This window comes from Bradyrhizobium sp. WBOS08 (genome assembly GCF_024585125.1).
GTDB lineage: Bacteria > Pseudomonadota > Alphaproteobacteria > Rhizobiales > Xanthobacteraceae > Bradyrhizobium > Bradyrhizobium japonicum_B.
Genome location: NZ_CP028988.1, coordinates 1158469 through 1185371, shown reverse-complemented (window position 1 = coordinate 1185371; position 26903 = coordinate 1158469). Strand labels below are relative to the sequence as shown.

At 65.6% G+C, this 26903-nt stretch carries 32 protein-coding genes; 24 read left to right on the top strand and 8 right to left on the bottom strand.

What is annotated here, in order from left to right:
* Positions 1 to 168: 168 nt before the first annotated feature.
* The gene (locus DCM80_RS05770) at positions 169 to 354 is read left to right on the top strand and encodes a hypothetical protein (protein ID WP_257196124.1); all 186 of its coding nucleotides are present in this window, start codon (positions 169 to 171) and stop codon (positions 352 to 354) included.
* A 273-nt stretch (positions 355 to 627) separates the two neighbouring features.
* Positions 628 to 1164, top strand: a complete 537-nt coding sequence (locus DCM80_RS05765) for a hypothetical protein (protein ID WP_257196123.1) — start codon at positions 628 to 630, stop codon at positions 1162 to 1164.
* On the opposite strand, the gene DCM80_RS05760 is transcribed toward DCM80_RS05765, so the two are convergent.
* From DCM80_RS05760 to DCM80_RS05750, 3 genes are all read right to left on the bottom strand, one after another.
* A complete protein-coding gene (locus tag DCM80_RS05760) occupies positions 1126 to 1518 on the bottom strand; it encodes a carboxymuconolactone decarboxylase family protein (protein ID WP_124162311.1) in 393 nt (130 codons plus the stop codon). The genes DCM80_RS05765 and DCM80_RS05760 overlap by 39 nt on opposite strands.
* Positions 1519 to 1626: 108 nt before the next feature.
* Entirely contained in the window at positions 1627 to 2409 is a 783-nt protein-coding gene (gene pcaD / locus DCM80_RS05755) for a 3-oxoadipate enol-lactonase (RefSeq protein WP_257196122.1), read from the bottom strand.
* A gap of 28 nt (positions 2410 to 2437) precedes the next feature.
* Positions 2438 to 3793 carry a 3-carboxy-cis,cis-muconate cycloisomerase gene (locus DCM80_RS05750; protein WP_257196121.1) on the bottom strand — a complete coding sequence of 452 codons (1356 nt, stop codon included), beginning with the start codon at positions 3791 to 3793 and terminating at the stop codon, positions 2438 to 2440.
* A 172-nt stretch (positions 3794 to 3965) separates the two neighbouring features.
* On the opposite strand from DCM80_RS05750, the gene DCM80_RS05745 reads away from it, so the two are divergent.
* The 12 genes from DCM80_RS05745 (at position 3966) to DCM80_RS05690 (ending at position 14488) form a co-directional block, all read left to right on the top strand.
* Positions 3966 to 4412 (top strand): carbon monoxide dehydrogenase subunit G, encoded by a 447-nt coding sequence (locus tag DCM80_RS05745; protein WP_028137320.1) that lies wholly within the window; start codon positions 3966 to 3968, stop codon positions 4410 to 4412.
* Between the two features lie 165 nt (positions 4413 to 4577).
* Positions 4578 to 5063, top strand: coding sequence for a (2Fe-2S)-binding protein (locus DCM80_RS05740; RefSeq protein ID WP_028137319.1), 486 nt, complete (start codon positions 4578 to 4580; stop codon positions 5061 to 5063).
* Positions 5064 to 5090: 27 nt separating this feature from the next.
* Positions 5091 to 5897 carry a xanthine dehydrogenase family protein subunit M gene (locus tag DCM80_RS05735; RefSeq protein WP_257196120.1) on the top strand — a complete coding sequence of 269 codons (807 nt, stop codon included), beginning with the start codon at positions 5091 to 5093 and terminating at the stop codon, positions 5895 to 5897.
* 60 nt (positions 5898 to 5957) lie between these two features.
* Positions 5958 to 6896, top strand: coding sequence for a MoxR family ATPase (locus DCM80_RS05730; protein WP_257196119.1), 939 nt, complete (start codon positions 5958 to 5960; stop codon positions 6894 to 6896).
* 146 nt (positions 6897 to 7042) lie between these two features.
* Positions 7043 to 8245, top strand: coding sequence for a VWA domain-containing protein (locus tag DCM80_RS05725; protein ID WP_257196118.1), 1203 nt, complete (start codon positions 7043 to 7045; stop codon positions 8243 to 8245).
* A gap of 10 nt (positions 8246 to 8255) precedes the next feature.
* The gene (locus DCM80_RS05720) at positions 8256 to 8579 is read left to right on the top strand and encodes an XdhC family protein (RefSeq protein ID WP_140480375.1); all 324 of its coding nucleotides are present in this window, start codon (positions 8256 to 8258) and stop codon (positions 8577 to 8579) included.
* Between the two features lie 2 nt (positions 8580 to 8581).
* Positions 8582 to 9283, top strand: a complete 702-nt coding sequence (locus DCM80_RS05715; RefSeq protein WP_257196117.1) for an XdhC family protein — start codon at positions 8582 to 8584, stop codon at positions 9281 to 9283.
* Positions 9280 to 10884 carry a molybdopterin-binding/glycosyltransferase family 2 protein gene (locus DCM80_RS05710; RefSeq protein WP_257196116.1) on the top strand — a complete coding sequence of 535 codons (1605 nt, stop codon included), beginning with the start codon at positions 9280 to 9282 and terminating at the stop codon, positions 10882 to 10884. Before DCM80_RS05715 ends, DCM80_RS05710 begins: the two co-directional genes overlap by 4 nt.
* Positions 10885 to 11086: 202 nt before the next feature.
* A complete protein-coding gene (locus tag DCM80_RS05705) occupies positions 11087 to 11476 on the top strand; it encodes a DUF4189 domain-containing protein (protein WP_257196115.1) in 390 nt (129 codons plus the stop codon).
* A 138-nt stretch (positions 11477 to 11614) separates the two neighbouring features.
* The gene (locus DCM80_RS05700) at positions 11615 to 12025 is read left to right on the top strand and encodes a DUF2000 family protein (protein ID WP_257196114.1); all 411 of its coding nucleotides are present in this window, start codon (positions 11615 to 11617) and stop codon (positions 12023 to 12025) included.
* Positions 12026 to 12164: 139 nt separating this feature from the next.
* Complete coding sequence (adhP, locus tag DCM80_RS05695) at positions 12165 to 13190, top strand: alcohol dehydrogenase AdhP (RefSeq protein WP_257196113.1); 1026 nt, start codon at positions 12165 to 12167, stop codon at positions 13188 to 13190.
* 17 nt (positions 13191 to 13207) lie between these two features.
* Positions 13208 to 14488 carry an alpha-glucosidase/alpha-galactosidase gene (locus DCM80_RS05690; protein ID WP_257196112.1) on the top strand — a complete coding sequence of 427 codons (1281 nt, stop codon included), beginning with the start codon at positions 13208 to 13210 and terminating at the stop codon, positions 14486 to 14488.
* Positions 14489 to 14517: 29 nt separating this feature from the next.
* Here the strand turns inward: DCM80_RS05690 and DCM80_RS05685 are convergent, their stop codons facing one another.
* From DCM80_RS05685 to DCM80_RS05675, 3 genes are read right to left on the bottom strand one after another with little or no spacing between them, the layout of a single operon-like run.
* Complete coding sequence (locus DCM80_RS05685; protein WP_257196111.1) at positions 14518 to 14931, bottom strand: GFA family protein; 414 nt, start codon at positions 14929 to 14931, stop codon at positions 14518 to 14520.
* A gap of 12 nt (positions 14932 to 14943) precedes the next feature.
* Positions 14944 to 15408, bottom strand: coding sequence for an SRPBCC domain-containing protein (locus DCM80_RS05680; RefSeq protein ID WP_257196110.1), 465 nt, complete (start codon positions 15406 to 15408; stop codon positions 14944 to 14946).
* Positions 15405 to 15740, bottom strand: a complete 336-nt coding sequence (locus DCM80_RS05675; protein ID WP_257196109.1) for a helix-turn-helix transcriptional regulator — start codon at positions 15738 to 15740, stop codon at positions 15405 to 15407. The genes DCM80_RS05680 and DCM80_RS05675 overlap by 4 nt, the downstream gene beginning before the upstream one ends.
* Before the next feature lie 106 nt (positions 15741 to 15846).
* Here DCM80_RS05675 and DCM80_RS05670 point away from each other — a divergent pair, with 106 nt between their 5' ends.
* From DCM80_RS05670 to DCM80_RS05645, 6 genes are all read left to right on the top strand, one after another.
* Complete coding sequence (locus DCM80_RS05670) at positions 15847 to 16533, top strand: TetR/AcrR family transcriptional regulator (protein ID WP_257196107.1); 687 nt, start codon at positions 15847 to 15849, stop codon at positions 16531 to 16533.
* Positions 16530 to 17318 carry an HlyD family secretion protein gene (locus DCM80_RS05665; RefSeq protein ID WP_257196106.1) on the top strand — a complete coding sequence of 263 codons (789 nt, stop codon included), beginning with the start codon at positions 16530 to 16532 and terminating at the stop codon, positions 17316 to 17318. The genes DCM80_RS05670 and DCM80_RS05665 overlap by 4 nt, the downstream gene beginning before the upstream one ends.
* The gene (locus DCM80_RS05660; RefSeq protein ID WP_257196105.1) at positions 17315 to 18247 is read left to right on the top strand and encodes an ABC transporter ATP-binding protein; all 933 of its coding nucleotides are present in this window, start codon (positions 17315 to 17317) and stop codon (positions 18245 to 18247) included. Before DCM80_RS05665 ends, DCM80_RS05660 begins: the two co-directional genes overlap by 4 nt.
* Positions 18244 to 19407: an ABC transporter permease gene (locus DCM80_RS05655; RefSeq protein WP_257196104.1), complete on the top strand. Its 1164-nt coding sequence runs from the start codon at positions 18244 to 18246 to the stop codon at positions 19405 to 19407. Before DCM80_RS05660 ends, DCM80_RS05655 begins: the two co-directional genes overlap by 4 nt.
* A gap of 129 nt (positions 19408 to 19536) precedes the next feature.
* Complete coding sequence (locus tag DCM80_RS05650) at positions 19537 to 20844, top strand: adenylate/guanylate cyclase domain-containing protein (protein WP_257196103.1); 1308 nt, start codon at positions 19537 to 19539, stop codon at positions 20842 to 20844.
* A 143-nt stretch (positions 20845 to 20987) separates the two neighbouring features.
* Positions 20988 to 21902: a PhzF family phenazine biosynthesis protein gene (locus tag DCM80_RS05645; protein WP_257196102.1), complete on the top strand. Its 915-nt coding sequence runs from the start codon at positions 20988 to 20990 to the stop codon at positions 21900 to 21902.
* A 52-nt stretch (positions 21903 to 21954) separates the two neighbouring features.
* On the opposite strand, the gene DCM80_RS05640 is transcribed toward DCM80_RS05645, so the two are convergent.
* Positions 21955 to 22416 carry a DUF488 family protein gene (locus DCM80_RS05640; RefSeq protein WP_257196101.1) on the bottom strand — a complete coding sequence of 154 codons (462 nt, stop codon included), beginning with the start codon at positions 22414 to 22416 and terminating at the stop codon, positions 21955 to 21957.
* Between the two features lie 7 nt (positions 22417 to 22423).
* Positions 22424 to 23245 carry a DUF72 domain-containing protein gene (locus DCM80_RS05635; RefSeq protein ID WP_257196100.1) on the bottom strand — a complete coding sequence of 274 codons (822 nt, stop codon included), beginning with the start codon at positions 23243 to 23245 and terminating at the stop codon, positions 22424 to 22426.
* 117 nt (positions 23246 to 23362) lie between these two features.
* On the opposite strand from DCM80_RS05635, the gene DCM80_RS05630 reads away from it, so the two are divergent.
* The 4 genes from DCM80_RS05630 (at position 23363) to DCM80_RS05615 (ending at position 26902) form a co-directional block, all read left to right on the top strand.
* Positions 23363 to 23743, top strand: a complete 381-nt coding sequence (locus DCM80_RS05630; protein WP_257196099.1) for a hypothetical protein — start codon at positions 23363 to 23365, stop codon at positions 23741 to 23743.
* Positions 23744 to 23814: 71 nt separating this feature from the next.
* Complete coding sequence (locus DCM80_RS05625) at positions 23815 to 24018, top strand: hypothetical protein (RefSeq protein ID WP_257196098.1); 204 nt, start codon at positions 23815 to 23817, stop codon at positions 24016 to 24018.
* A 241-nt stretch (positions 24019 to 24259) separates the two neighbouring features.
* Positions 24260 to 25393 carry a glycosyltransferase family 2 protein gene (locus DCM80_RS05620; RefSeq protein ID WP_257196097.1) on the top strand — a complete coding sequence of 378 codons (1134 nt, stop codon included), beginning with the start codon at positions 24260 to 24262 and terminating at the stop codon, positions 25391 to 25393.
* Positions 25394 to 25399: 6 nt separating this feature from the next.
* The gene (locus DCM80_RS05615; RefSeq protein WP_257196096.1) at positions 25400 to 26902 is read left to right on the top strand and encodes a glycosyltransferase family 39 protein; all 1503 of its coding nucleotides are present in this window, start codon (positions 25400 to 25402) and stop codon (positions 26900 to 26902) included.
* Position 26903: the final 1 nt, after the last annotated feature.

Sequence of the window (26903 nt, the reverse complement as noted above, 5' to 3'; positions counted from 1 at the left end):
GGAGGGAACTGACGGCTGCAACAGCTCACGAGGTGGCAGCAGGTTTTGTACAGAGGTCATTTGGCTTCCGATGGGTTCCGCAGGTGCGAGAAACCGGGTTCCGCCGGCAACCTAACTTGGCGGCGGCCGTTGTCTCGTCTCTGACGACCAACAAAGGGAGTTCCCCGAATGACGAAGCAGCAGAACCAGAATCCGGGCCAGCAGAGTCAGAACCCCGGCCAGCAGCGCCCAGGTCAACAGCCGGGCCAGCAGCAGGGCGGCGGCCAGAAACCCGGACAGCAGCAGCAGAACGATCCCATGCGGCAGGGCGATCGTCCCGGCCAGCAGCAGGGCGGCCAGCGCGACCAGGAATAGTGCGCTTGGGTGAGCCGAGGAATAACAAGAGGGCGACGAGGGCCCCGCCGAAAGGCGGGGCCTTTTTGTGGCCTTCGAGCGTCGTCATTCCGGGACGGCTCGCAGAGCCGAGCCCGGAATCTCGAGATTGCGGCTTCGACCACCCGGAAGGGCCGCCTCGGCGAGGCCAGTTAAGGTAAACAAAGGGTTTAAATTGCCGCCACAGTCTGATGCGAGTTAGCTCCCCGCAAAGCCTTCGATCGAAGGCGAACGGCAGGCGAAGCGGGAAGCGGCATGTTCAGGAATTGGCGGATCGGCTCGGTCAACGGCGCGCTGCTGGCGGCCTATTTCATCCCGGTCTGGGCCCTTGTCGTCTTCAATATCTTCGTCGCACCGGTGCACGGCCTCTACGAGCGGCCGAGCGTCGCGGTTGCGCTGTACCTCAGCGACCATCTCCAGATGGCCGGCATGGACACGGTGCGCGCCGCCTGGCTGCTGGCGCTGGGCCGGCTGACGGTCGTGACGTTCTTTGCGATCTATCTCGTGCTGCTCTGCATTCCTCGCATCCGCAAGAACGGCGGCAGCGACGAGGCGCTCGGCATCGCCCTGGCGATCGGCAGCCTGATCTCGTTTGCCAGCATGATCATGGCTTCGAAGGTCGGCGAGATGGCGGCGCTCCGGCTGCACGCCACCGAGCTGCTGCTCCTTCTCGGCGCCGCCATCGTGGTGGTGATCGAACGGCCCGAGGCCGCGCCCAAGACGGTTCAAGAGACGGTCGAGACCACCGCGCCCCTAGGACTTGAGCAGGCCGAGCTCCTGCACAATCGCTGAGGCTTCCTTGACGGCGTGGTTCACGGCCGGCACGCCGCAATAGATCGCCTGCTGCAGCAGGATCTCCTTGATGTCGTCGGGCGTGAAGCCGCCTTCGGCAAGCGCCGCCCGCACGTGCAGGCGGAATTCGTCCCATTGCCCGAGCGCGACCATGGTGCCGATCACCAGCACCCGCCGCGTGCGCTCGTCGAAATGCGGCCGCGTCCAGATCTCGCCCCAGGCATAGCGCGTGATCATGTCCTGGAAATCGGTGTTGAAGGCGTTGCGGTTCGCGATCGACTTGTCGACCCAGGCATTGCCCAGCACCTTGCGGCGCACGTTCATGCCGGCATCGCGGCGCTTCTGGTCGTCCATGCTCTTCCCTCCTTCGTCATTGCGAGCGCAGCGAAGCAATCCAGAAAAGCATCTGCTGAGGCAGTCTGGATTGCTTCGTCGCTGCGCTCCTCGCAATGACGGTTGCTGTCAGCGCTGCGTCAAAAACCCCACCACCGCGTCCGTGAACGCGTGCGGCTGCTCGACGTTGGAAATGTGCGCGGCGTCGATGATGGTCATGCTGGCGCCGGGAATGTTCGAACGGATCAGTTCGGCGGCCGAGATCGGTGTTGCGACGTCGTGGCGGCCGGCGATCACCAGCGTCGGGCTCTTGATCTTGGGAAGCAGCGCGCGCTGGTCGAGCGTCGACAGCGCCTCGCAGCAGGCCAGATAACCTTCGACAGGCGAGGCGAGCAGCATCGACTTCATCCTCGCGGTGATGTCAGGCTCGCGCTCGCGAAAATCCTGCGTCAGCCAGCCCGCGATCACGGCATCGGCGACGGCGGCGATGCCACCCTCCTTCACCGCCTTGATGCGGTTATGCCAATTAGTTGGATCGGGATAGTAGCAGGAGGTGTTGGCCAGGATGAGCTTGCCGAAACGCTCCGGCGCGTTGGCGCCCAGCCATTGTCCGACCATGCCGCCCATCGACAGGCCGCACCAATGCACCTTCTCGATGTTGAGATCGTCGAGGATCGCCAGCACGTCGCGGCCGAAGCGCTCCATCGAATAGGGGCCGGGCGGCACGCTCGACTTGCCGTGGCCGCGGCGGTCGTAGCGGATGACGCGGAACAGCTGCGTCAGCGCCTTCATCTGCGGCTCCCACATCTGAAGCGTGCAGCCGAGCGAGTTGGACAGCATCAAGGTCGGCCCGCCGTCACGGCCCTCGACGGAGACGTTGAGCAGGCATCCGTCGGCATCGATCATGGGCATGCGGCGTCTCCGTGGTATCTTGCGGTTCTTATTCGCGGTCGAGGCCGTCGAGCAGCCGGTCGATCAGGGCTTGGGAAGCCCCTTGATAGGCCATCGGCTCGAACAATGCCGCAATTTTTTCCGGCGAAAGCTGCGCATTGACCTGCGAATCGGACGAGAGCACCTCGCGCAGATGCTTCTTTTCGGCCACCGCGCGCTTGCTGGCGGCCTCGACGAGGTGATGCGCCTCGCTCTTGCCGATCTTCTCCGCCAGCGCGAAGGTGACCGCCTCCGCCATGATCAGCCCATGCGTCGCATCGAGATTGCTGCGCATGCGCGCGGCGTCGACGTCGAGACCTTCCGCGATGTCGACGATGGCGGACAGCGCGCCCGAGGTGACCAGCATCAATTGCGGCAGCGTCGGCCATTCCGCATGCCAGGGACCGGCGCTGCGCTCGTGGTCCTGCACCTGAGCCGCGAAGATCGTCGCGGCAAGCTGCGGGGCCATCGTGGCGGCGCCGAGCGCGCTTGCGGCGGCGACCGGGTTGCGCTTGTGCGGCATGGTCGAGGAGCCGCCGCGGCCTTCGCCGGCCGGCTCGAAGGCTTCGGCGACGTCAGTCTGCATCAGCAGCGCGACGTCGCGCGCGATCTTGCCGCAGCTTCCGGCCAGAATGGCGAAGCAGGAAGCGGCCTCCGCGATCCGGTCACGATGGGTGTGCCAGGGCGCTTCCGGCAGCGGCAGGCCGAGCTCGCGCGAAAGGCGTTCCGCCACGGCCAGGCCCTTGTCGCCGAGGGCCGCGAGCGTGCCGGCGGCGCCGCCGAATTGCAGCGCGAGGCCCTCGCGGCGGAGCCGCCGCAGGCGGCAGCGGGCGCGGGCGAGGCTTGAGGCATAGCCGGCGGCCTTGAGGCCGAACGGCATCGGCAGCGCGTGCTGGAGCCAGGTCCGTGCCACCATCGCAGTGTTGCGATGGTGGCGCGCCAGTGCGGCAAAGCCCTTGATGGCGCGGCCGAGGTCGGCGTCGAGCGTATCGATGCCGGCGCGCAGCGTGAGCATGGTGGCGGTATCGATGACATCCTGGCTGGTGGCGCCCCAATGCACGTAGCGCGCGGCGTCCTTGTCGGCCTTGCCGACATTGGCGGTCAGGGTCTTGACCAGGGGGATCGCGAGATTGCCCGACCGTGTCGCGGCCTCTGCCAGCGCGGCCATGTCGAAGGAATCGGCCTTGCAGGCGGCCTCGATCGGCCCCACGGCGGATGCCGGAATCACATCCGTGGCGGCCTCGGCGCGTGCCAGGGCTGCCTCGAAATCAAGCATGTTCTGCAGCGTCGACCGGTCGTCGCAGACCGCGCGCATGGCAGCACTCGACAGCATCGGTGCGAGCAGGGGGGAGAGGGATGTGTTCATGTTGCGCGCGACCTAATCATCATGGCCCGGCCATGCCAATCCCCAACCACCCGCACGGGCCTTTTTGCAGTTGCGAATATGCATTGCACTTGACCGAGCGCCGCCCTTTCCTTTGCCGCGTCCCTGCGTTACTTGATCAGCACTATAGTTACGCGATCCGGGAGGCACCCTCATGGCCATGACGATGAACGGCGAAGTCCAGCTTGCGGCGCCGCGCGAGGCCGTTTGGGCCAAGCTCAACGATCCCGAGGTGCTGAAGGCCTGCATCCCCGGCTGCGAGGAGCTCGAGAAGACCGACGACGGCGGCTTTCGTGCAACGGCGAAAATGAAGGTCGGCCCGGTGTCGGCGCGCTTCAAGGGCAAGGTCACGCTGTCCGATCTCGACCCGCCGAACGGCTACAAGATCTCGGGTGAGGGCGAGGGCGGGGTCGCCGGCTTCGCCAAGGGCGGCGCTGCGGTCAGGCTGGCGGAGAAGGACGGCGGCACGCTGCTTTCCTACGACGTCGAGGCGCAGATCGGCGGCAAGTTGGCGCAGCTCGGCCAGCGCCTCATCAACGGTGCTGCCAAGAAGCTTGCCGACGAGTTTTTCGCGAACTTCGCCAAGGCTGTACAAAGCTAAGGCCGTACAGAGCTGAAGGTCCAATATCTTTAGGGTAGCGCCTTCGGCATGGCGCCTTGCGCCCGGGGTGATGTTGCCCCCGGGCATAATGGCCCATATGATGGGTTGGAATAATTATAAGAACCGCTTCGATGGGACCCGTCGGGGCGCTGATAGAGAGTGCTTATGGCAAAAATCTCCCTCATCGTGAACGGCAATCCAGTCACGGCCAATGTCGATCCCCGCACGCTTCTGGTGCAGTTCCTGCGCGAAAATCTGAAGCTGACGGGTACCCATGTCGGCTGCGACACCTCGCAATGCGGCGCCTGCGTCGTGCATCTCGACGGCAAGGCCGTGAAGTCCTGCACCACGCTTGCGGTGATGGCCGACGGCCACGAGGTCAAGACAATCGAGGGGCTGGCCGCCGACGGCGCGCCGCTGCATCCAATGCAGGAAGCCTTCCGCGAGCACCATGGCCTGCAGTGCGGCTTCTGCACGCCGGGCATGATCATGACCGCGATCGACATCGTGCACCGCAAGGGCCACGAGCTCGACGACCATACGATCCGGGAAGAACTGGAAGGCAATCTCTGCCGCTGCACCGGCTACCAGAACATCGTCGCCTCGATCTCCGCCGGCGCCAAGGCGATGGCGAAATCCGACCTCGCGTAACGCGCATCCCGCGATCAGGACATTCAGATGTACGAATTCAAATATCATCGCCCCGGGACCGTTCGGCAAGCCGCCAACCTCCTGGTGAAGAACGAAGACGCCAAGGTGATCGCCGGCGGCCACACGCTGATTCCCGTCATGAAGCAACGTCTGGCGAGCCCGCCGCATCTGGTCGACCTCTCCCATATCGAGGGGCTCAACACGATCGAGATGAAGGGCCGCTCGCTGGTGATCGGCGCCACCGCCAAGCACGCCGAGGTCGCGGCCTCCGCGATCGTCGGTGAGACGATCCCGGCGCTGGCCAATCTCGCCAGCCAGATCGGCGATCCGGCCGTGCGCCACAAGGGCACGATCGGCGGCTCGCTCGCCAACAACGATCCGACCGCGGACTATCCGGCCGCAGTGCTCGCGCTGGGCGCGACCATCGTCACCAACAAGCGCCGCCTCAAGGCCGAAGAGTATTTCCAGGGCCTGTTCACGACCGCGCTCGAAGCCGACGAGATCATCACCAAGGTGATGTTCCCGCTGCCGAAGAAGGCGGCCTACATCAAGTTCCGCAACCAGGCCTCGCGCTATGCGCTGGTCGGCGTGTTCGTGGCGCGGCGTCCGTCGGACGTGCGGGTCGCCGTGACCGGCGCCGGCTCCGAGGGCGTATTCCGCGTCGAGGCGTTCGAGGAAGCCCTCAAGAAGCGCTTCTCGTCCAAGGTGCTCGACGGCATCAACGTGCCGGCGGAAGGCCTCAACAGCGACATCCACGGCAGCGCCGAATACCGCGCGCATCTCATCGGCGTGCTGACACGGCGCGCCGTCGATGCAGCCAACGCCAAGGAATGAGCGGGCGACCGACGGGCCCGATGCCTGCCCCCATGAGGGCGTAACCGAGACTGGCGTTTCATGACTTCAGTGGCCAATACTTCCGGTGCCGGTACTTCAGTTGGAATGCCGGCATCGGTCGATGCGATGCTCGAACTCCTGACCTCGCGCGGCTATCTCGCCGAGCGATCGCTGGCGACGGTGACGTACCTATCGCTGCGGATGGGGCGGCCGCTGTTCCTGGAAGGCGAAGCCGGCGTCGGCAAGACCGAGATCGCCAAGGTGCTCTCGGCGGCGCTGGGGCGGAAGCTGATCCGCCTGCAATGCTACGAAGGCCTCGACGTCTCCTCGGCGGTCTACGAGTGGAACAGCGCGGCGCAGATGATCGCGATCCGGATGGCGGAAGCCGCCGGCGACACCGATCGCGACCAGCTCTCGAGTGACATCTTCGCCGACCGCTACATGATCAAGCGGCCGCTGCTCCAGGCACTGGAGCCCGACGTCGCCGGCCCGCCGGTGCTGCTGATCGACGAGCTCGACCGCGCCGACGAGGCATTCGAGGCTTACCTGCTCGAAATCCTCAGCGACTTCCAGGTGACGATCCCCGAGTTCGGCACCGTGAAGGCGCCGCACCCGCCGATCGTGATCATCACCTCCAACCGGACCCGCGAGATCCACGACGCGCTGAAGCGGCGCTGCCTCTATCACTGGGTCGATTATCCCGCCGCCGAGCGCGAGCTCGCGATCGTCAAGTCGCGCGTGCCCGGCATCTCCGCCAAGCTGTCGCAGCAGGTGGTGCGCTTCGTGCAGGCGCTGCGCAACCAGGACTTCTACAAATCGCCGGGCGTTGCCGAGACCATCGACTGGGCCACCGCTTTGTCCGAGCTCGATGCCCGCTCGCTGACCCCGCAGGTGGTCGGCGACACGCTGGGCGCGCTGCTCAAATATCAGGACGACATCACCCGGATGCAGGGCGATGCCTTGCAGAAGGTGCTTAAGGAAGCGACGAGCGAGAATTAGCCCCGCGTTAGATTGAGCTCGTCATTCCGGGGCGCGACAAAGGCGCGAGCCCGGAATCCATCGGGCCGCGGGGATTGCGGGTAAATGGATTCCGGGCTCGCGCCCAAGAGGGCGCGCCCCGGAATGACGGCTGAGAGTGTGGATCCATGGCCATCAACCACCTTGCCCCGGAGCAAACCGAGCAGTTCGCCGACAACATCGTCGGCTTCGCCCGCGCGCTGCGCGCGACGGGCATGCCGGTGGGGCCGGGCGCCGTCATCGACGCCATGAGCGCGCTGCAGGTGATCGAGATCGGCAACCGCGCCGACGTCTTCACCACGCTGGAGTCGATCTTCGTCAAGCGCCACGAACATGCGCTGATCTTCAGCCAGGCTTTCAACCTGTTCTTTCGCGCCTCCGAGGAGTGGAAGCACATGCTGGATTCGGTGCCGTTGCCGGACGAGGCCAAGAAGAAGCCGAAGGCCGGCTCGCGCCGCGTGCAGGAGGCGATGTCGCAGCCGCGCATGACCGAGACGCCGCAGCACCAGGAGCAGGATCTGCGCCTGTCGGTCTCCGACACGGAAATCCTCCAGAAGAAGGATTTTGCGCAAATGAGCGCGGCGGAGATCGCCGAGGCGTTGCGCGCCATCGATCGCATGCACCTGCCGCAGGCCCAGCTTTTGACGCGCCGACACCGGTCCGACCCGCGCGGGCTTCGCCTCGACCTCCGCCGCACGCTGCGCGCATCCTTGCGCACCGGCGGCGACATCATCGACATCCATCGCCTGGGACGGATCGAGAAGCCGGCGCCGATCGTGGCGCTGCTCGATATTTCGGGCTCGATGAGCGAGTACACCCGCCTGTTCCTGCATTTCCTGCATGCCATCACCGATGCCCGCAAGCGCGTCTCGGTATTCCTGTTCGGCACCCGTCTCACCAATGTCAGCCGCGCGCTGCGTCAGCGCGATCCCGACGAGGCGCTGGCGAGCTGCTCGGCTTCGGTCGAGGACTGGGCCGGCGGCACCCGGATCTCGGCCTCGCTGCACAACTTCAACAAATTGTGGGCGCGCCGCGTGCTGAGCCAGGGCGCCATCGTGCTGTTGATCTCCGACGGGCTGGAGCGGGAGGCCGATTCCAAGCTGGCCTTCGAGATGGACCGGCTGCACCGCTCCTGCCGGCGGCTGATCTGGCTCAATCCGCTGCTCCGGTTCGGCGGCTTCGAGGCCAAGGCGCAGGGCATCAAAATGATGCTCCCGCACGTTGACGAATTCCGTCCGGTACATAATTTGAGTTCGATCCAGGAGCTGATCACGACGCTCTCCCGGCCGCTGCCGCCGCATCACCGCAGCCTGATCCGCTCCGCAGCTTGAGAGGCCAGCCATGCTCGATCGCGACGAGGATATCCTGAAGGCGGCGGAGGACTGGCAGAGGGCCGGCCGTGGCGTCGCGCTGGCGACGGTCGTCGAGACCTGGGGCTCAGCGCCGCGCCCGGCGGGCTCGAGCCTCGTCATCAACGACGAGGGCACGTTCCTGGGCTCGGTCTCCGGCGGCTGCGTCGAGGGCGCCGTGGTCACCGAGGCCATGGATGTGATCCAGAGCGGCAAGCCCAGGATGCTGGAGTTTGGCGTCGCCGACGAGACCGCCTGGAATGTCGGGCTGTCCTGCGGCGGAACCATCCGCGTCTTCGTCGAGAAGGTCGGCTAGCCGTGAAGCTCGAGATCCTGCACGAACTCAATGCCGAGCGGGCCGCGCGCCGGCCGGCGATCCTGGTGACGGACACCGAGAGCGGCGAGCAGCGCCTGGTGAAGGCGAAGGATTTTGCCAGGGATTCGCTGCGCACCGAGCTGGAGAAGCAGCTTCGCATGGGCAAGAGTGCCAGCGTCGAAGTCGGCGGCAAGAAGCTGTTCCTCAACGTCTACGCACCGACCGCAAAGCTCGTGATCGTCGGCGCGGTGCACATCAGCCAGGCCCTGGCGCCGCTGGCGCGCTCGCTCGGCTACGACGTCACGGTGGTGGATCCGCGCACGGCCTTTGCCAGCCCCGAGCGCTTCCCCGATATTCCGCTGGTGGCCGAATGGCCTGATACCGCGCTGCCGCCGCTCAATGTCGATGCCTATACCGCTTTCGTCGCGGTGACGCACGATCCCAAGATCGACGATCCCGCGCTGCTGCATGCCTTCGAGCGCGGCTGCTTCTATATCGGTGCGCTCGGCTCGCGGAAGACGCACGCCAAGCGGGCCGACCGGCTGCGGGCGCAGGGCGCGAAGGAAAGCGACATCGCGCGGATCCACGCGCCCATCGGGCTTGCGATCGGCGCGGTCTCTCCCTCCGAGATCGCGGTCGCGATCATGGCGGAGATCACGGCAGTGCTTCGGCTGCCTCCGAAAGAAAAAGAAGAAGCGGCATGAAGTTCGGCCCGGCGAGCCCCAGGGATGCGATCGGCGGGGTGACCGTTCACACCTTGCGCCAGGGGCCGCTGGTGCTGAAGAAGGGCACGACGATTGGCCCCGCCGAGGTCGAAGCGCTGGAGCGCGCCGGCATCAAGGACATCGTCGTGGTGCGCATGGAGGCAGGCGACGTCTCCGAGGACGTCGCGGCCGCCAGCATCGCGCTCGCCGTCGGCGGCGAGGGCATTCATGTCGAGCGCGCCTTCACCGGCCGCGCCAACCTGTTCGCCGCGCGTCCAGGCGTGCTGGTGATCGACCGTGCCGCAGTCGACCGCATCAACAATATCGACGAGGCCATCACCTTTGCGACGCTCTCCGCCTACAAGCCGGTGGTCGAGGGCGAGATGGTCGGCACCGTCAAGATCATCCCGTTCGGCGTCGAGGGAGGCTTGCGCGATGCCGCGGTGAAGGCGGCGGGCAAGGACGTGCTGAAGATCGCGCCTTACGTGATCCAGCGCGTCGGCGTGGTCTCGACGCAGCTGCCGGGCCTGTCCTCCAAAGTGATCGACAAGACGCTGCGGGTCACCGCCGAGCGGCTCGCGCCCGCGGGTGCCAGCATCATCGCCGAGCGCCGTGTCCAACACGAGGAACGCGAGCTGTCGGCGGCGATCAAGGAATTGCTCGGGCTCGGGGCCGAGCTCGTCATCGTGTTCGGGGCGTCCGCGATCGCCGATCGCCGCGACGTCATCCCCGCGGCCGTCACCGGCATCGGCGGCGAGATCGAGCATTTCGGCATGCCGGTCGATCCCGGCAATCTCCTGCTGATCGCGCGCGCCGGCGGCGTGCCGGTGCTGGGCGCGCCGGGCTGTGCGCGCTCGCCGGTCGAGAACGGGTTCGACTGGGTCTTGATGCGGCTCCTCGCCGGCATCGAGGTGACGCGGTCCGAATTGATGGGCATGGGCGTCGGCGGCCTGCTGATGGAGATCGTCACGCGGCCGCAGCCGCGCGCAAAACCCGAGATCGAGGGCAACAGCCAGGTCGCCGCCATCGTGCTCGCGGCGGGCCGCTCCACCCGCATGGGCGGGCCAAACAAGCTGCTCGCCGAACTCGACGGCAAAAAGCTGGTGCGCCTCGCGACCGAGCAGGCGCTGGCCTCGAAAGCCTCCGAGGTGATCGTCGTCACCGGACATCAAGCCGAACTGGTCGAGCAGGCCCTGCAAGGCTTGAAGGTGCGGTTCGTCCGCAATGCGGAATTCGCAGGCGGCATCGCCAGCTCAGTCAAGGCCGGCATCGCCGCCGTGCCGGAGGCCTGCGACGGCGCCGTGGTGTGTCTCGGCGACATGCCGCTGATCGATGCCGGCCTGATCGACCGTCTCATCGACAGTTTCGCGCCCGACCGCGGCAACCTCATCGTCGTGCCCGTCAGCGAAGGCCGCCGCGGCAATCCCGTGCTGTGGTCGCGCCGCTTCTTCAAGGAGCTGATGACGCTCGACGGCGACGTCGGCGCGCGCCATCTGATCGCCAAGCATGTCGAGGCGGTGGCCGAAGTGCCAGTCGACGGCGAGAGCGCCTTCCTCGACATCGACACGCCGCAGGCGCTGGAAGCGGCAAGACGGGGATGAGGATGCGTAGGGCGGATTAGCCGAAGGCGTAATCCGCCGCTGTGTTTCTCCGCGGAAACAAAAGAGGCCGATTACGCTTCGCTAATCCGCCCTGCGGGACTACGGCATCCTCCAAGCCTGCCGAATTCAACCACCCGTTCACCATCTGGAAACGACCGCGGCTTAGAGTCAGCCGCACCTGCCTTGGGGGGAGGGGATTTCCATGGCTTCGAACGTCGTCGCGCGCCGTTGCGCGATGTTTTGCTTTGTCTTGTCGGTTGCCGTCACGGGCGCCCGCTATATCAGTGAAGCCCATGCCGCGGGCGCCTTTGCGGTCGGCAAATGCGGCGCTTATGGCCAGGCCTTCGATTACGGTCACGAGCACGAGGCGCGCGCTGCGGCGCAGAAGCAGTGCAAGGGCGATTGCACCACCGTGACGATGAAGCACGCCTGCGCGGCCATGTCGATCGACCTCGCCAACCCCTGCGGCGCCTACGGCTACGCCGTCAAGCCGAAGATTTCCGCCTCGCTCAACGCCGCCACGCGCGAATGCTACAAATACGGCGGCAAGGAATGCGTGATCCGCGCCTGGGCCTGCGACGCCAAGGGTTGATGAGGGTTGATTTATCTTGCCGTCATTCCGGGGCGATGCATAGCATCGAAGCCCGGAATCCATCGTGCTACGGAGTAGGTTGACGATGGGTTCCGCTCGCGCCAGGTGGCGCGTCCGGAATGACAATCGAGGAATTGCATGCAGTTCGACACCAAGATCGCCGTCGTGATCCGCACCGATCTTCAGGTCTGGCAGAAGCTCAACGTCGCCTCTTTCCTCACCAGCGGCATCGCCGCAGCCTTTCCCGAATGCATCGGCGAAGCCTATGAAGACGCCTCAGGCACGAAATATCACGCGCTGATCGGCCAGCCGATCCTGATCTACGGCGCCGACGGTCCGGCGTTGTCGCGTGCGCTGGACCGCGCGCTCACTCGGAACGTCACGCCGGCGGTCTATACCGAGGACATGTTCAAAACCACGCACGATGCCGCCAACCGCGAGGCGGTGAGGGTGGTGGCGCGCACCGAGCTCAATCTCGTCGGCATCGCCATGCGGGCCGAGCGCAAGGTGATCGACAAGATCGTCGATGGCCTCAAGTTCCATAGCTAACAGGTCGAGATTCCGCGCAGCGTCAACGTGGTGTCATGATCGGGGCTGCCTTGCGCAAACTTTGCGCCGTTTGACCCCGGTCAAAGGGGCGTGGAACGGCATTGCTAGTCTGCATCACAACCTGCAGAGGAGCAGACCGATGCCGACCATGAAAGCTGCAATCGTCAAGCAATTCGGCAAGCCGCTGGTGATCGAGGATGTGCCGGTGCCGCAGCCCGGTCCCGGCGAGGTTCTGGTCAAGGTCAAGGCCTGCGGCGTCTGTCACACCGATCTGCATGCGGCCTCCGGGGACTGGCCCGTGAAGCCGGTTCCCCCCTTCATTCCCGGCCACGAGGCTGCCGGCATCGTCACCGCGCTCGGGGCCGGCGTGAAAAATCTGAAGGTGGGGGACGCCGTGGGCGTTGCCTGGCTGCACGATGCATGCATGTCGTGCGAATATTGCGAGACCGGCTGGGAGACCCTGTGCGAGCACCAGCACAACACCGGCTACAGCGTCAACGGCGGATTCGCCGAATATGTCATCGCCTCGGCTGCCTTTGCGGCAAAGCTGCCGGCGAACGTCGATTTCGCCGCCATCGCGCCGATCCTGTGCGCCGGCGTCACCACCTACAAGGGCTTGAAGGAGACCGAGGCCAGGCCCGGAGAGTGGGTGGTGATCTCAGGCGTCGGCGGGCTCGGTCATGTCGCGATCCAGTACGCCAAGGCAATGGGGCTCAAGGTCGCCGCCGTCGACATCGCCGAGGACAAGCTCGCGCTGGCGCGCGAGACCGGCGCCGATCTCGCGGTCAATACGCTCGCGGACGGCGCGGTGGACAAGGTGCTGACGGCGACCGGCGGCGGGGCGCACGGCGTGCTGGTGACGGCGGTCTCGACCGCCGCGTTTGGCCAGGCGCTGAAGATGGTGCGGAGGAAGGGCACCGTCAGTCTCGTCGGCCTGCCGCCGGGTGAATTCCCGACGCCGATCTTCGACGTCGTGCTCAAGCGCATCACGGTGCGCGGCTCGATCGTCGGCACGCGGCGGGACTTGGATGAGGCCGTCGCATTCGCAGCGGACGGCAAGGTCAAGGCCGAAGTGACCAAGGTGCCGCTTGCGCAGATCAACGACGTCTTCGAGCGGATGAAGGCCGGCAAGATCGACGGCCGCATGGTGCTCGATTTCGGCTAACGCGCGGCGAGCAGAGCGTGACCCGGCCAACGAAGATCGTCTTTCTCGGCGCCAGCAGCGCATCCTTCGGGATGAGCATGTTCCGGGACCTGTTCTCGACCCGCGATCTCTCAGGTTCAACACTGACTCTGGTCGGACGAAACCTCGACCGGCTCGGTCGGTCGACACGGCTTGCGAAACTGCTGAACGAGAAATCCGGCGCCGGCTATGCCATCGAGGCCACGACGGATTGGCGCGCGGCGCTCGACGGTGCTGAGTTCGTCGTGCATTCCACCGCGATCGATCGCAACCGGCTGTGGCGGCTCGATTTCGAGATTCCGCGCAAGTTCGGCATCCGCCATACGCTGGGTGAGAACGGTGGGCCCGGCGGTCTGTTCTTCACGTTGCGGACCTTGCCGGTGGTGTTCGACTTCGTGCGCGAGATGGAGCGCCGCTGTCCGCGCGCGACCTTCATCAACTTCTCCAATCCGGAAAGCCGCATCATCCTGGCGCTGGGCCGGTACAGCAAGATTCGCAGCCTCGGCCTCTGCCACGGAATATTTCTTGCCCGCGAGAATGTCGCCCGAATTTTGGGGATTCGAAAAGACCAGGTGGACGTGTGGGGTGCAGGCCTCAATCATTTCCAGTGCCTGACCGAAATTCGGGATCGCGAGACGGGTGAGGACCTCTATCCGCTTCTGCGCGAGAGGGAGCGGGATTTCGATCCGACCTTCTCACCCCTGACGCGCAAGTTGTTGCATGCCTTCGGCTACTGGCTCGGCTGCGGCGACAGTCATGTTGGCGAGTATCTCTCGTTCGGCTGGGAGGCCGGCGAGGGCGGCTACAATTACGACTGGGACGAGAGCGAACGCGCGAAACTGACACGACTGATCGACGACGTGCTCGCCGGTCGTGCCGGCGCGCCGGACTGGTGGTCCGTGCCGTCGGGGGAGCGTGCGACCAGCATCATCGCCGCCATCGTTCACAACCGGAGGCAAGTCATCGAGTCCGCCGTCATCTACAATCGACAGGTGATCCCGAACCTGCCGGCCGATGCCGCGGTCGAGGTGCCGGTGGTGGCAGATATCGCAGGCATCCACCCGGTCTCGCTCGGGCCGTTGCCCGACGCCGTGGCCAAGCTGATGACGGTCCAGGTTCAGGTTCAGCAGATGGCCGTGGAAGCGGCGATGCATGCCTCGAAGGAGATCGCGCTGCAGGCGTTGCTGCTTGACCCGGCCATCCAATCCGAGGAGGCGGCGCTGGGCCTGCTTGATGAGCTGTGGGAGATCAACCGGCCTTATATCCGGGCGTGCATTTGAGCCGCCGACCAGTCTCGGCGCGCCCAATCTCACGCCAGCGGCATGCCGGCAAATTTCGCCAGATCGGAGTCAAGACAATCCCAGCCGTGACCGCGCGCGGCGAAAGTGACCACCTGCGGCTTGTAGCGGGCGGGCTCGTCGAGGCTTCCGGCGCGGATCGTGAAGACATCGGGCTGTGCTGCGAAGGTCATATAGACGGCCACGCCGCATTGCGGGCAGAAGCCGCGCCTCTTCACATTGCCGTTGTCGGCGACCATGTCCCAATGCCCGGCTTCGCCCGTGAGCGTGACGCCGGCGCGCGCGAACGTTGCGTAGGAGCCGTGGCCGCTGCCACTTTCCCGCTGGCAGTCCCGGCACTGACAATGATTGCTGAACAGGGGCTCACCCGGAATGGAATAGCGGATCGCGCCGCAGGCGCAGCCGCCTGTATAGGGCTTGTCCATGATGATGTGTCCTTACTCGTCTTCGCCGGAGATGGCGTCGAGCCGCTGCAGCACCTTGACCCAGCCGTCGCTCATGTTGCGATAAGCGGTATCGTTCTTCGGCGTCACGAAGCCCGAATGCACCACGCGCACGCGCGTGCCTGCCTCGACCGGTGTGAGCGACCAGGTGACGACGGTGTCGAGCGCCGAGCCGTAGCCGGTATTGCTCTCGTCGCCGCCCGTCCAGGCGTAGGCCAGGCGCTGGTTCGGCACGACCTCCAGGACGCAGCAATGGATCGTGCCGTCCCACGCACCGGCCGGATTGGTCTTGAAGGTGAAGGTGTTGCCCACGACCGCCTCGAAACCTGTCGGCGGCATCAGCCAGCGTGCAATCAACTGGGCGCTGGTCAGGGCCTTCCAGATCGTCGCGACGGCGTGAGGGAAGACCTCGTCGATGACGATGTCTTGGGTTTGGACCTTGGAAGCAACTGCACTCACGGATCGATCTCCTTCAACAGGTCACGCAGGTTCTGGAAACGCTCGCGCCAGAACACGCCGTAATGGTCCATCCAGGTGACCAGGGGCTCGAGGCCTTGCGGCGCGGCGCGGTAATAGACGTTGCGGCCCTCGGCGCGCTCGGCGACGAGGCCCGCCTGCTTCAGCGACTTCAGGTGCTGCGAGATCGCGCCCTGGGTCACGCCGCTGCCGCGCGTCAGCTCCGCGACGCTGATCTCCTTGCTTTCGCACACGCGCTCGAACACGGCCCGCCGCGTCGGATCGGCGAGGGCGCGCATCACGGTGGTGACAGCGTTTGGGGCGGCTTCGGTCATGAAGTTAAATTAGTATCCGCTAATGCATTAGTCAATACTAATTTGAGGATCCATTCTAGGGTGCTGGTGTCTTGACGATGACTGACTAGTCAGTCATAAATTGCTGATGTCTAAGAAGTCGACCGAGCTCGCCAAACCGTCTGCAAACGATGGCGACCGTCCGCCCCCCACCCGCGGAGAGATCCCCGCCTCGAACCGTGCCACGCGCGCGGCTGAGCGGCGCGCGGCGATCGTCGAGGCGGCGATGGAGGAATTCATCGCCCGCGGCTTTGCCGCGACGCGGCTCGACGACATCGCCAAGCGCGCCGGTGTCGCCAAGGGCACGATCTATTTGCACTTCAAGGACAAGGAATCGATGTTCGAGGAGCTGGTGCGCGTCGTGATCGTGCCGGTCGTGGCGCGGCTGACTGCGCTGCCGCCGCCGACGGGCTCGGTGCGCGACCTCATCGAGGCCTTTGCCGGCAACTTTCTGAAAGAGGTCATCGGCACCAGGCGCGGCGATCTGGTGCGGCTGATCGTGGCGGAGGGGCCGCGCTTTCCAGCCGTCGCCGACTTCTATTACCGCGAGGTCGTCTCGCGCGGCATCGCCGCCATGCGCGGGCTGATCGAGCTCGGCATCGCCCGCGGCGAGATCCGCCAGCAGGATCTCGCGCGCTATCCGCAGATCCTGGTCGCGCCGGCGATGATCGCGGTGATCTGGCAGAGCCTGTTTGCGCGGCATGCGCCGCTCGACGCGCAGGACATGCTGCGCGTCCATCTCGATTTGATCTTTGGCGAACGGAGGACGACATGAGGTCGTCGCACGCACTTTTCAGTATTGCATTGGCTATTGTGCTCGCAACCGCGCTCGCCGGGTGCAACGAGAAGCGCGATCCCGGCTTCCAGGGTTGGGTCGAGGCCGACATGATCTTCGTCAGTCCGGACGAAGCGGGGCGGGTGACGAAGCTCGATGTCCGCGAGGGCGACGAGGTCAAGGTCGGCGACGCCCTCTATTCCGTCGATGACGATCTCCAGCGCGCCGATCTCAACCAGCAAAAGGCGACGCTGGCGAACGCGCAGCAGACCTATGATCGCGCGGCCTCGCTGAGCAAGACCGGGTCGGGCACGCAGGCCAATCTCGACTCCGCCGTGTCCGCATTGCGTGTCGCCGAAGCGCGGGTGGCGACGTCGGAAACGCGGATGGCGCGGCGCAAGGGCTTTGCGCCCGTTGCCGGCACCATCCAGCAGATCTATTTCCGCGAGGGGGAGATGGTGGCGGCGCAGCGGCCGGTGCTGTCGATCATGCCGCCCGGCAACATGAAGCTGCGCTTCTTCGTGCCGGAGACGGCGCTTCCGAAGCTTGCGATCGGCGATACGGTGCGCGTCTCCTGCGACAATTGCGCGGCCGATCTCACCGCAAAGATCTATTTCATCGCGACCTCGGCCGAATACACCCCGCCTGTCATCTACAGCCTCGATGAGCGCAGCAAGCTGGTTTATCTGATCCAGGCGCGGCCCTCGCGCCCCGACGCGCTGCGGGTCGGCCAGCCGATCGACGTCTATCTCAATCCCAGGACTCCGGTGGCGGACAAGCGATGAACGGCGGCAACGGCATCGCGATCGACGTCAAGGGCCTGAGCAAATCGTTCGGCGGCCGCGAGGTCGTGCACGATCTGTCGATGCAGGTGAGGCGCGGCTCGATTTACGGATTCCTCGGGCCGAACGGCTCGGGCAAGACCACGACCATCCGCATCCTCTGCGGGCTGCTCACGCCCGACAGCGGCGAGGGCACCTGCCTCGGCTACAATATCCGCCGCGATTCCGAGAAGATCAAGCGCCAGGTCGGCTACATGACCCAGCGATTCAGCCTGTACCAGGATCTGTCGGTGCGCGAGAACCTGGAATTCGTGGCGCGGCTCTATGGTCTCGCCGATGCGCGAGCCGCGGCGCGCGACATGATCAAGCGGCTTGGGCTGTCCGGACGCGAGGAGCAACTCGCCGGCGAGCTCTCCGGCGGCTGGAAACAGCGGCTGGCGCTCGGAGCCTGCACGCTGCCCAATCCGCAATTGCTGCTGCTCGACGAGCCCACCGCCGGCGTCGATCCCAAGGCGCGGCGCGATTTCTGGAACGAGATCCATGCACTCGCTGCCGAGGGCCTCACCGTGCTGGTCTCGACCCATTACATGGACGAGGCCGAGCGCTGCCACGAGATCGCCTACATCGCCTACGGCCACCTGCTGGCCCGCGGCACGGTGGAGGAGGTGATCGCGAAGTCCGCGCTGACGACCTACACCGTAACGGGCGAGGACCTCAACGCGCTTGCGGCCGAGCTCACCGGCAAGTCCGGGATAGACATGGTGGCGCCGTTCGGCACCTCGCTGCACGTTTCGGGGCGCGACGTCGCCGCGCTTGAAGCCAGCATTGGGCCGTGGCGCGAAAGGAGCGGCCTGCACTGGCAAGAGTCGTCACCCTCGCTGGAGGACGTGTTCATCGAGCTGATGGGACGCTCCAAGGACAATTTCCAATGAGCGCCGTCGACCATCCGGCACCACGGCACGACATCCGCGAGCGCTTCGGTTTCCTGCGGCGCTCCTATGCGATGCTGATCAAGGAGTTTATCCAGCTCAAGCGTGACCGGGTGTCGTTCGCGATGATCGTGATGCTGCCGGTGATGCAGCTGATGTTGTTCGGCTATGCCATTAATACCACGCCGCATCATCTGCCGAGCGCAGTGCTGCTCCAGGAGGATTCCGATCTCGCCCGCTCGATCCTGAAGGCGCTGGAGAACACGGCCTACTTCCGCTTTCTCTATGAGGTGCACGACGTCGAGGATTTCGACAATCTCCTCAAATCCGGCAAGGTGCTGTTCGGCGTCGAGATCCCGCGCGGCTTCGAGCGCGCGGTGCGGCGCGGCGACAGGCCGGCGCTGCTGGTGGCGGCCGACGCCACCGATCCCGTGGCGGCGAGCGCGGCGATCGGCTCGCTCGGCATGATCGTGCAGACCGCGCTCAAGCATGATCTCTATATCGGCGATCCCCCGGAGATGCCGTTCGAGATCCGCGCGCATGCCCGCTACAATCCGGCAGCGGCCTCCAGCCTCAACATCGTGCCGGGGCTCGTCGGCACCATCCTCACGATGACCATGCTGATCTTCACCGCGCTGTCGGTGACGCGTGAGGTCGAGCGCGGCACCATGGAGAGCCTGTTGTCGATGCCGATCAAGCCGGTCGAGGTGATGTTCGGCAAGATCGTGCCCTATGTGCTGGTCGGCTTCCTTCAGGCCTTCCTCATCATCGGTATAGGCGTCGGCCTGTTCGGCGTCCCCGTGCTCGGCAATCTGTTCCTGCTGGCGCTGCTCTCGACGCTGTTCATCACCACCAATCTGTCGATCGGCTACACCATTTCGACCGTGGTGCAGAACCAGCTCCAGGCCATGCAGATGTCGATGATGTTCTTTCTGCCGAGCATATTGCTGTCCGGCTTCATGTTCCCGTTCGCGGGCATGCCGGCCTGGGCGCAATATGTCGGCGAATGCCTGCCCTTGACCCACTATCTGCGCATCGTCCGCGCCATCATGCTGAAGGGCGCGACCATGCAGAATCTGCACTTCGATACGCTGGCGCTGGCGGCTTTGATGCTGCTCGCCATGACCATCGCCGTGACCCGCTTCCGCCGCACGCTGGATTGAGGCAAACTGTCTCGACGTCATTCCGGGGCGATGCGCTGGCATCGAACTATGGTACGCAATTGCGCACCTGAGAATCTCGAGATTCCGGGTTCGGGGCTTTGCCGCGCGCCGGAATGACAAGGGGGTGGAATGGTCAGGTTTGCGAGCAGGAGGACACGGCACCACGCCGTGCTATCGGAGGATTTCGAGCGCGAGCTGACGCGGGAGGTGCTGCGCACCGAGCTATTGCGGGTGCGGGCGCTGATTGCGACGGGCTGCGTCATGCTGCTGCTGCTCACCGCGATCTATCTGATCGACCCCGGCGTGGTGAATCGGGTCTGGCGTGGAACGAGAGGCATCTTCGAGGTCTACGGTCTGCTGGCCGGCTTCATCCTGTTCGAGGTCTGGGTCCATACCCAGATCAGGAAGAACCTCCGGCTCGATCGCGACCTGCCGGTGGTCAGGCGCTATATCGGCACGCTGATCGAGACTTCGCTGCCCACGGTGATCCTGGTCCTGCAGACCAGGACCATGGGCGCCAGCCAGGCGATCGGCTTCGCCGTGCCGCTGATGTACTTCATCTTCGTCATCCTCTCGACCCTGCGGCTCGACTTCTGGCTCTCGGCGTTCACGGGTTTCGTCGCTGCGGCCGGGCTTTTCTCCGTCGCGCTGCTCTACAACGCGGCCGACGAGACCGGCGAACCGCTGGTCTATTTCCACGCCGTGCGCAGCATCGTCATCCTGATCTGCGGCGTGCTGGCGGGCGCCGTCGGCGCCCAGCTGCGCCGTCAGTTCGCCGCCAGCATTGCGGCGGCGACCGCGCGCGACCGGGTGACGAACCTGTTCGGCCAGCACGTCTCTCCGCAGGTGGTGGAGAGGCTGATGGCGGCGGGCACCGGCGGCGGCGGCGACGTCCGCCGCGTCGCCGTGATGTTCGTCGATTTCCGCGGCTTCACCGCCGGCGCGCAATCGCGCAGCCCGCAGGAGGTGGTCGACCGGCTCGACGGCGCCTTTGCGGTGTTGGTCGACATCCTCGACCGTCACGGCGGCATCGTGAACAAGTTCCTGGGCGACGGCTTCCTCGCTTTGTTCGGCGCGCCGCTGGAGGCCTCCGACGCCGCGCAGCGGGCGGTTGCCGCCGGCCGCGAGATGCTGCAGGCGATGGCTCTCATCAACGCGCAGACCAGCTGGCCGCTGCGCATCGGCATCGGCATTCATTTCGGCGAGGTCGTTGCCGGCAATATCGGCTCGCCCCGCCGCAAGGAGTATACAGTCATCGGCGACACCGTGAACTTCGCCTCGCGGCTGGAGGCGCTCAACAAGGAGTTCGGCTCGCAGCTGTTGATCTCCGCGACCGTGCGCGAGGCGGTGGGCGATGCCGGCAGCGATGCCGTCGCGCTCGGCGAGGTCGAGGTGCGCGGCTACGCGCAGAAGGTGCCGGTGTTTCAGCTGGGCTAGCGCTGCTTCTGACTGACGTCCGACACATCATTGCGATTGCTCCGATTGCACCGAATTTTGGGGCATGACGAGCGATATCGCCGGCTTGTAGACTGCCGGCGATGCGGCCGGCTATTGGCCGCGACTTGCATGGGGAAGTGACGATGCAGCGCCGCTACATCACCGTCGACGTGTTCACCGACCGCGCCTTCGGCGGCAACCAGCTCGCCGTGGTGCTCGACGCCGGCGGGCTGACGACGGCGCAGATGCAGGCGATTGCCACTGAGTTCAACTATTCCGAGACCACCTTCGTGCTGCCGCCGCGCGACAAGGCCAATGATGCGCAGGTGCGCATCTTCACGCCGGTGCAGGAGATCGCCTTTGCGGGCCATCCCAATGTCGGCACCGCCTTCGTGCTGGCCTCGATGGCGCAGGAGCCGAAGCCGCGCCTGTTGTTCGAGGAGAAGGCCGGGCTCGTGCCCGTCGACGTCGTGAGAGAGCAGGGGCGGGTGACCAGAACCGAGCTGACCGCGCCGCAGCCGCTGGAGCGGCTTTCACGGCTGTCGGCTGCCGAGGCCGCGAGCTGCATCTCGCTCGGCGCGGACGACATCAGGACGGACAATCACGAGCCTCAGATCGTCACGGTCGGAAACGCGTTTCTGGTGATGGAGCTGCATTCGCGCGAGGCGCTGAAGCGCGCGCGGCCCGATGCGGCAGCCTACGGCAAGCTGTTGCCGCGCGATGGCGCCCGCTCGGTCTGGTTCTATACGCGCGACGTGCCCGCGGCGGAGGCACCCTGCGATCGTCAGGCGCGGATGTTCATGCGCGGCGCCAGCGGCCTCGTCGAAGACCCCGCCACCGGCAGCGCGACCGTCGCCGCCGCCGCGCTGTTCGCCGATCTCGATCCCGTGCGCGACGGCGAGCTCAAGCTCACCGTCGGCCAGGGTTTCGACATGGGCCGGCCGAGCCTGCTGCTGACGCGCGTGCGCAAGCAGGACGGCAAGATCGTCTCCGCGCATGTCGGCGGACAATCCGTGCAGATGATGGAAGGAACGTTCAGGCTCGCGGGGGAGGGGTAGGTCGTCGTCAGTCCGGGCTCGCGCTGCGCGCGCCCCGGAATGACGGGTGTGGCTACACCTGCCGTCCCGCCAGATTCTTTACCGTCACCCCATCGCGTTCCTCGATGATCTCCGCGATCATCTGGCGGTGGCAATGGGTATGGTCGCGCTCGTAGCAGAGCAGGCACACCGGGCCCGCCTTCTTCACCAGCGCCGAGAGCTCGTCCATGGCTTCCTTGGCTTCGGGTGCCTTCAGGTGCTTCGAGAAGATCTTCTCGAGCACGTCGTACTGTCCGCTGCGCGCGGCGAGGCGGCCTTCCCTGGGCGTGCCGAGCGCGGCGAGGTGGACATAGGCGATGCCGCGTTCGTCCAGCCCTGCCGCAAGCTGCTTCTTGGAAAAGCCCGGACGGCGCGACGACGTCACCGCGCGCACGTCGACCACGAGCTTCACGCCGGCCTCTTCCAGCTCGTCCAGCACCGCCTTGGGCGGCGTCTGCTCATAGCCGATGGTGAACAGCTTTTTCGCCTTTGCCATGGGCTCCTCAGCTCACCCGCGCGATCAATTCCATGGCGCCGGCCGGTGCGCGCACCTTGCCCTCGTGGATGACGTAGGCGAACACGTCGCGCGGTTCCTTCTTCGGCTTGGCTTTGTCGACTTTCGGCAAATCGTCCGGTTCACCGCCCGACGCCCAGGCCTGCAAGCGTTCGGCCCAGGCATCGAGCTGCTTCGGCGGGTAGCAGGTCTTGATCTCGTCATTGCCTTTCTGAAGCCGGGCATAGACGAAATCGCCGGCAACATCGGCGATGGCGGGATATTTGCCGTGCTCGGCGAACACGACGGGCGTCCCGAACTCGCGGATCAGCGCCACGAAATCCGGCGTGCAGAAACTGTCGTGGCGGACCTCGACGACGTGGCGCAGTGCGCGCCCCTCGAGCTTGCGCGGCAGCAGCTCCAGGAACTTGCCGAAATCGGCGCCGTCGAATTTCTTGGTCGGCGCGAACTGCCATAGCGCCGGCCCGAGATGGTCGCCGAGTTCCAGCACGCCGGAATCGTAGAATCGCTTGATGGAATCGCCCGCTTCCGCCAGCACGCGGCGATTGGTGGCAAAGCGCGGACCCTTCACCGAGAACACGAAACCCTCGGGCACCTCGCTCGCCCATTTGCGAAAGCTCTCCGGCTTCTGCGAGCCGTAATAGGTGCCGTTGATCTCGATCGAGGTCAGCTTCGAGGCGGCATAAGACAGCTCCTTCGCCTGCGCCAGCTTCTCCGGATAGAACACGCCGCGCCACGGCTCGAAAGTCCAGCCGCCGATGCCGATGAAGATGTTGCCGGATTTTTTGGACGCGGTTTTTGCTTTGGCCACGGAGGATCTCGCACCGACGGGGAGGGAAGACGTCATCCTAGTCAAACGAGATGTGATTGGCCAGTTCTCGCCACCGGTCTAAGCTCGGCAGTGCGATCTGCGAACAAGGAGAACAAGATGCGGATGCCAATGCTGGGAGCGGCGCTCATCATGATGACATCTGCCGCCATGATGTCCCCGGTCATGGCGGATGACGACGATGCCAAGGGCGCGCAGAAGCTCGCCCAGCAGGGCCGCGACGATTACTGGCATTGCCTGGCGCGGGAATATTCGCGCGACAGCAATCAGGGCATGACGGAGCAGGATTTTGGCCGCTCGGTCGCGGGCGCCTGTCGGTCGGAGCGGCAATATTACCGGGTGGCGCTGCTCGATTATCTCACCACGCAATATCCTGACATCGATGCCGGCGCCCATCTCGCGACCGCGAACAGGGCGGTGGAATCCGCGCAGAAGGACATCGTGACGGCCTTCGTCAAGCACAGGCCACCGGCGAAGTAGGGCCGTGGCCCTTCCGGCTCCGCGCGCATCCGTGATATCACAGGCCGCATCTGGAACAGGGATGGGTGTCCATGGCGTCTGAATCGTTGGGGGGCATTTTGGGCGCGATCGTTGCCGCTATCGTGCTTGCGGTCGCCGTCGTGTTCGGGCCGATCGGCCAGTACGGCAAGCCGCCCAAACCGGCGAAAGCCGAGCCGGCCCCGATCGCGGCACCCGCAGCTCCCGCCGCGCCCGCTCCGCGCGGCCCGATCATCCGGGAAGTGCCGAACCAATAAGGCCCGAAATTCCGGTTTCCGGCCCCTTGCGGAGCAGGCCTGTCCTTCCTATCTTGCTTCTAACGGCGACGTTGAGCGAAAACTCCGGCGCTGGGACGACCTTGGAATAGCTTGGGCTTGCGCCGGATGTACGCGCGGCCCGCCGTTCCGGGGTCGTTGGCATTTTAGGCCCCTTTTTGGGGCCGTTCCCACAGACCTCCCGGCTTGGCAGCGCAGGATGCGGCAGATATACGCTGCCGTCATGAACGAAGCGATCAGACCGGGCTCCGACATTCCGCAGAAGGCTCACGAGGGCCCGGAACTGTCGGTCATTGTCCCGACCTTCAACGAGCGTGACAACGTCACGGTGCTGTACCGGCGCCTGGAGGCGACGCTCGCCAACGTCGCCTGGGAGGTCGTGTTCGTCGACGACAACTCGCCCGACGGCACCTGGGACGTCGTGCGCGCGCTGGCGCAGCAGGACAGCCGCGTCCGCTGTATCCGCCGCATCGGCCGCCGGGGTCTGTCGGGCGCCTGTATCGAGGGCATCCTGGCCTCCAGCGCGCCCTTTGTCGCCGTGATCGATGCCGACCTCCAGCACGACGAGACGCAGCTGCCGAAGATGCTGCTCTTGCTCGCGAGCGACCAGGCCGACCTCGTGGTCGGCAGCCGCTACATCGAGGGCTACAAGAGCGAAGGCTTCAACAAGCAGCGCGCCGGCGCCAGCGCGCTGGCGACCGAGGTCGCAAGGAAGATGCTGCGGGTCGAGATCGCCGATCCCATGAGCGGCTTCTTCATGATCCGCCGCGACCGCTTCGAGCAGCTCGCGCCAAAACTGTCCGTGCACGGCTTCAAGATCCTGCTCGACATCGTGGCGACCGCGCATGGCAGCTTGCGGGCAATCGAGATTCCCTACACTTTCGGCGCCCGCCAGCACGGCGAGAGCAAGCTCGATTCCATGGTCGCGCTCGACTTCCTCGGCCTCGTCTTCGCCAAGCTGACCAACGACGTCGTCTCGCTGCGCTTCATCCTGTTCGCGATGGTCGGCGGCATCGGCCTCGTGGTGCATCTCGCCACGCTGTTCATCGCGCTTCGCCTGTTCAACGCGCCATTCGCGGAGGCGCAGGCCGCCGGCGCCGTCGTCGCCATGACCAGCAATTTCATCCTCAACAATTTCCTGACCTATCGCGACCAGCGGCTGAAGGGATTTGCGCTGCTGCGCGGCCTGATCGCCTTCTATATCGTCTGCAGCGTCGGTCTGCTCGCCAATGTCGGCGTCGCCTTCTCGGTGTACGACCAGGAGCCGATCTGGTGGCTGGCCGGCATGGCCGGGGCGCTGATGGGCGTGGTGTGGAATTACGCGATGTCCGGACTGTTCGTCTGGCGCAAGAAATAGCGCGATATGGGCGGGGCTGACGCGCGGATCGTCCGCAACGGCGCGCTGCTGATTCTCGCGCTGGTCGGCTTACGGCTCGTCGCGGCCGCGTTCACGCCGGTCACCTTCGACGAAGCCTATTACTGGATGTGGTCGAAGAACCTGGCCGGGGGCTATTACGACCACCCGCCAATGGTCGCCTACGTGATCCGGGCCGGCACCATGATCGCCGGCGATACCGAGCTCGGCGTCCGCCTCGTCTCGATCCTGCTGGCGCTGCCGATGAGCTATGCGGTCTACCGCTCCGCGGCGATCCTGTTCGGCGGGGTGCGCGTCGCGGCGACCAGCGCCATCCTGCTCAACGTGACGCTGCTGGCCTCCGTCGGGACGCTGATCGTGACGCCGGATGCGCCGCTGCTGGTCGCATCCAGCTTCGTGCTGTTCTTCCTCGCCAAGGTGCTGGAGACCGGCCGCGGCGTCTGGTGGCTCGCGGTCGGCGCGGCCGTCGGCGCGGCGCTGCTGTCGAAATATACCGCGATGTTCTTTGGCGCTGGCATCCTGATCTGGCTCGCTTTCGTGCCGAAGCTGCGGCGCTGGTTTCTCTCGCCCTGGCCCTATCTCGGCGGCCTCGTTGCGCTGGCGTTGTTCGCGCCGGTGATCCTCTGGAATGCGGACCATCAATGGGTCTCATTCGCGAAGCAGCTCGGCCGTGCCAGGATCGAGGACTTCCGCCCGGTCTTCATCGCCGAGCTGATCCCGACCCAGATCGCGTTCGCGACCCCGCTGGTCTTCATCCTCGGCGCGATGGGCCTGCACGCGCTGACCTGGCAGCGCGCCGGCGCGCTGGCCTCGCGCGTGCTGATCGAGACGATGTTCTGGACCATCGTCGCCTATTTCGTTTGGCATTCGCTGCATGCCCGTGTCGAGGCCAACTGGTTCGCGCCGGTCTATCCGCCCTTTGTCATCGCCGCCGCGGCGGCCGCCAACCTCGTGCAGTGGAAGCCGCGGGCGCGGCGTCTGGCGGATTTCTGCCTGCGCTGGGCCGCGCCCACCGGCATCGTGATGTTTGCCGCGTTGATCGTGCAGGCCAATACCGGCTGGCTGTCGGGCTATCGCCGCGACGCCACCGTGCGCAGCGTCGGTGTCGGCTGGCGCGAGCTCGCCGCGGGAATCGAAGAGGTGCGCGCGCGCCATGGCGCGAGCTGCGTGCTCGCGCAGGACTACGGCACCACGGGCTGGCTCGCTTTCTATTTGCCGCGAGGCACGTGCGTGCTGCAGCAGACCCAGCGCATCCGCTGGGTCAACATGGCCGAGCCCGATCCAAAGCTGCTCGCGGCCAAGTTGCTCTATGTCGACGAGCTGCGCTCCGGCGGCCACCCATTCCTCAACGACCGCTTCGCGAAGGTCACGCAGGTTGCGCAATTGCAGCGCAAGCGCGGGCCGCTCGTGGTCGAGACCTACAGCATCGACCTGCTGGAGGGCGCGAAGGGCGATGTGCTCGACCGCTCGCCGCCGCCGGAAGCGCGATAAG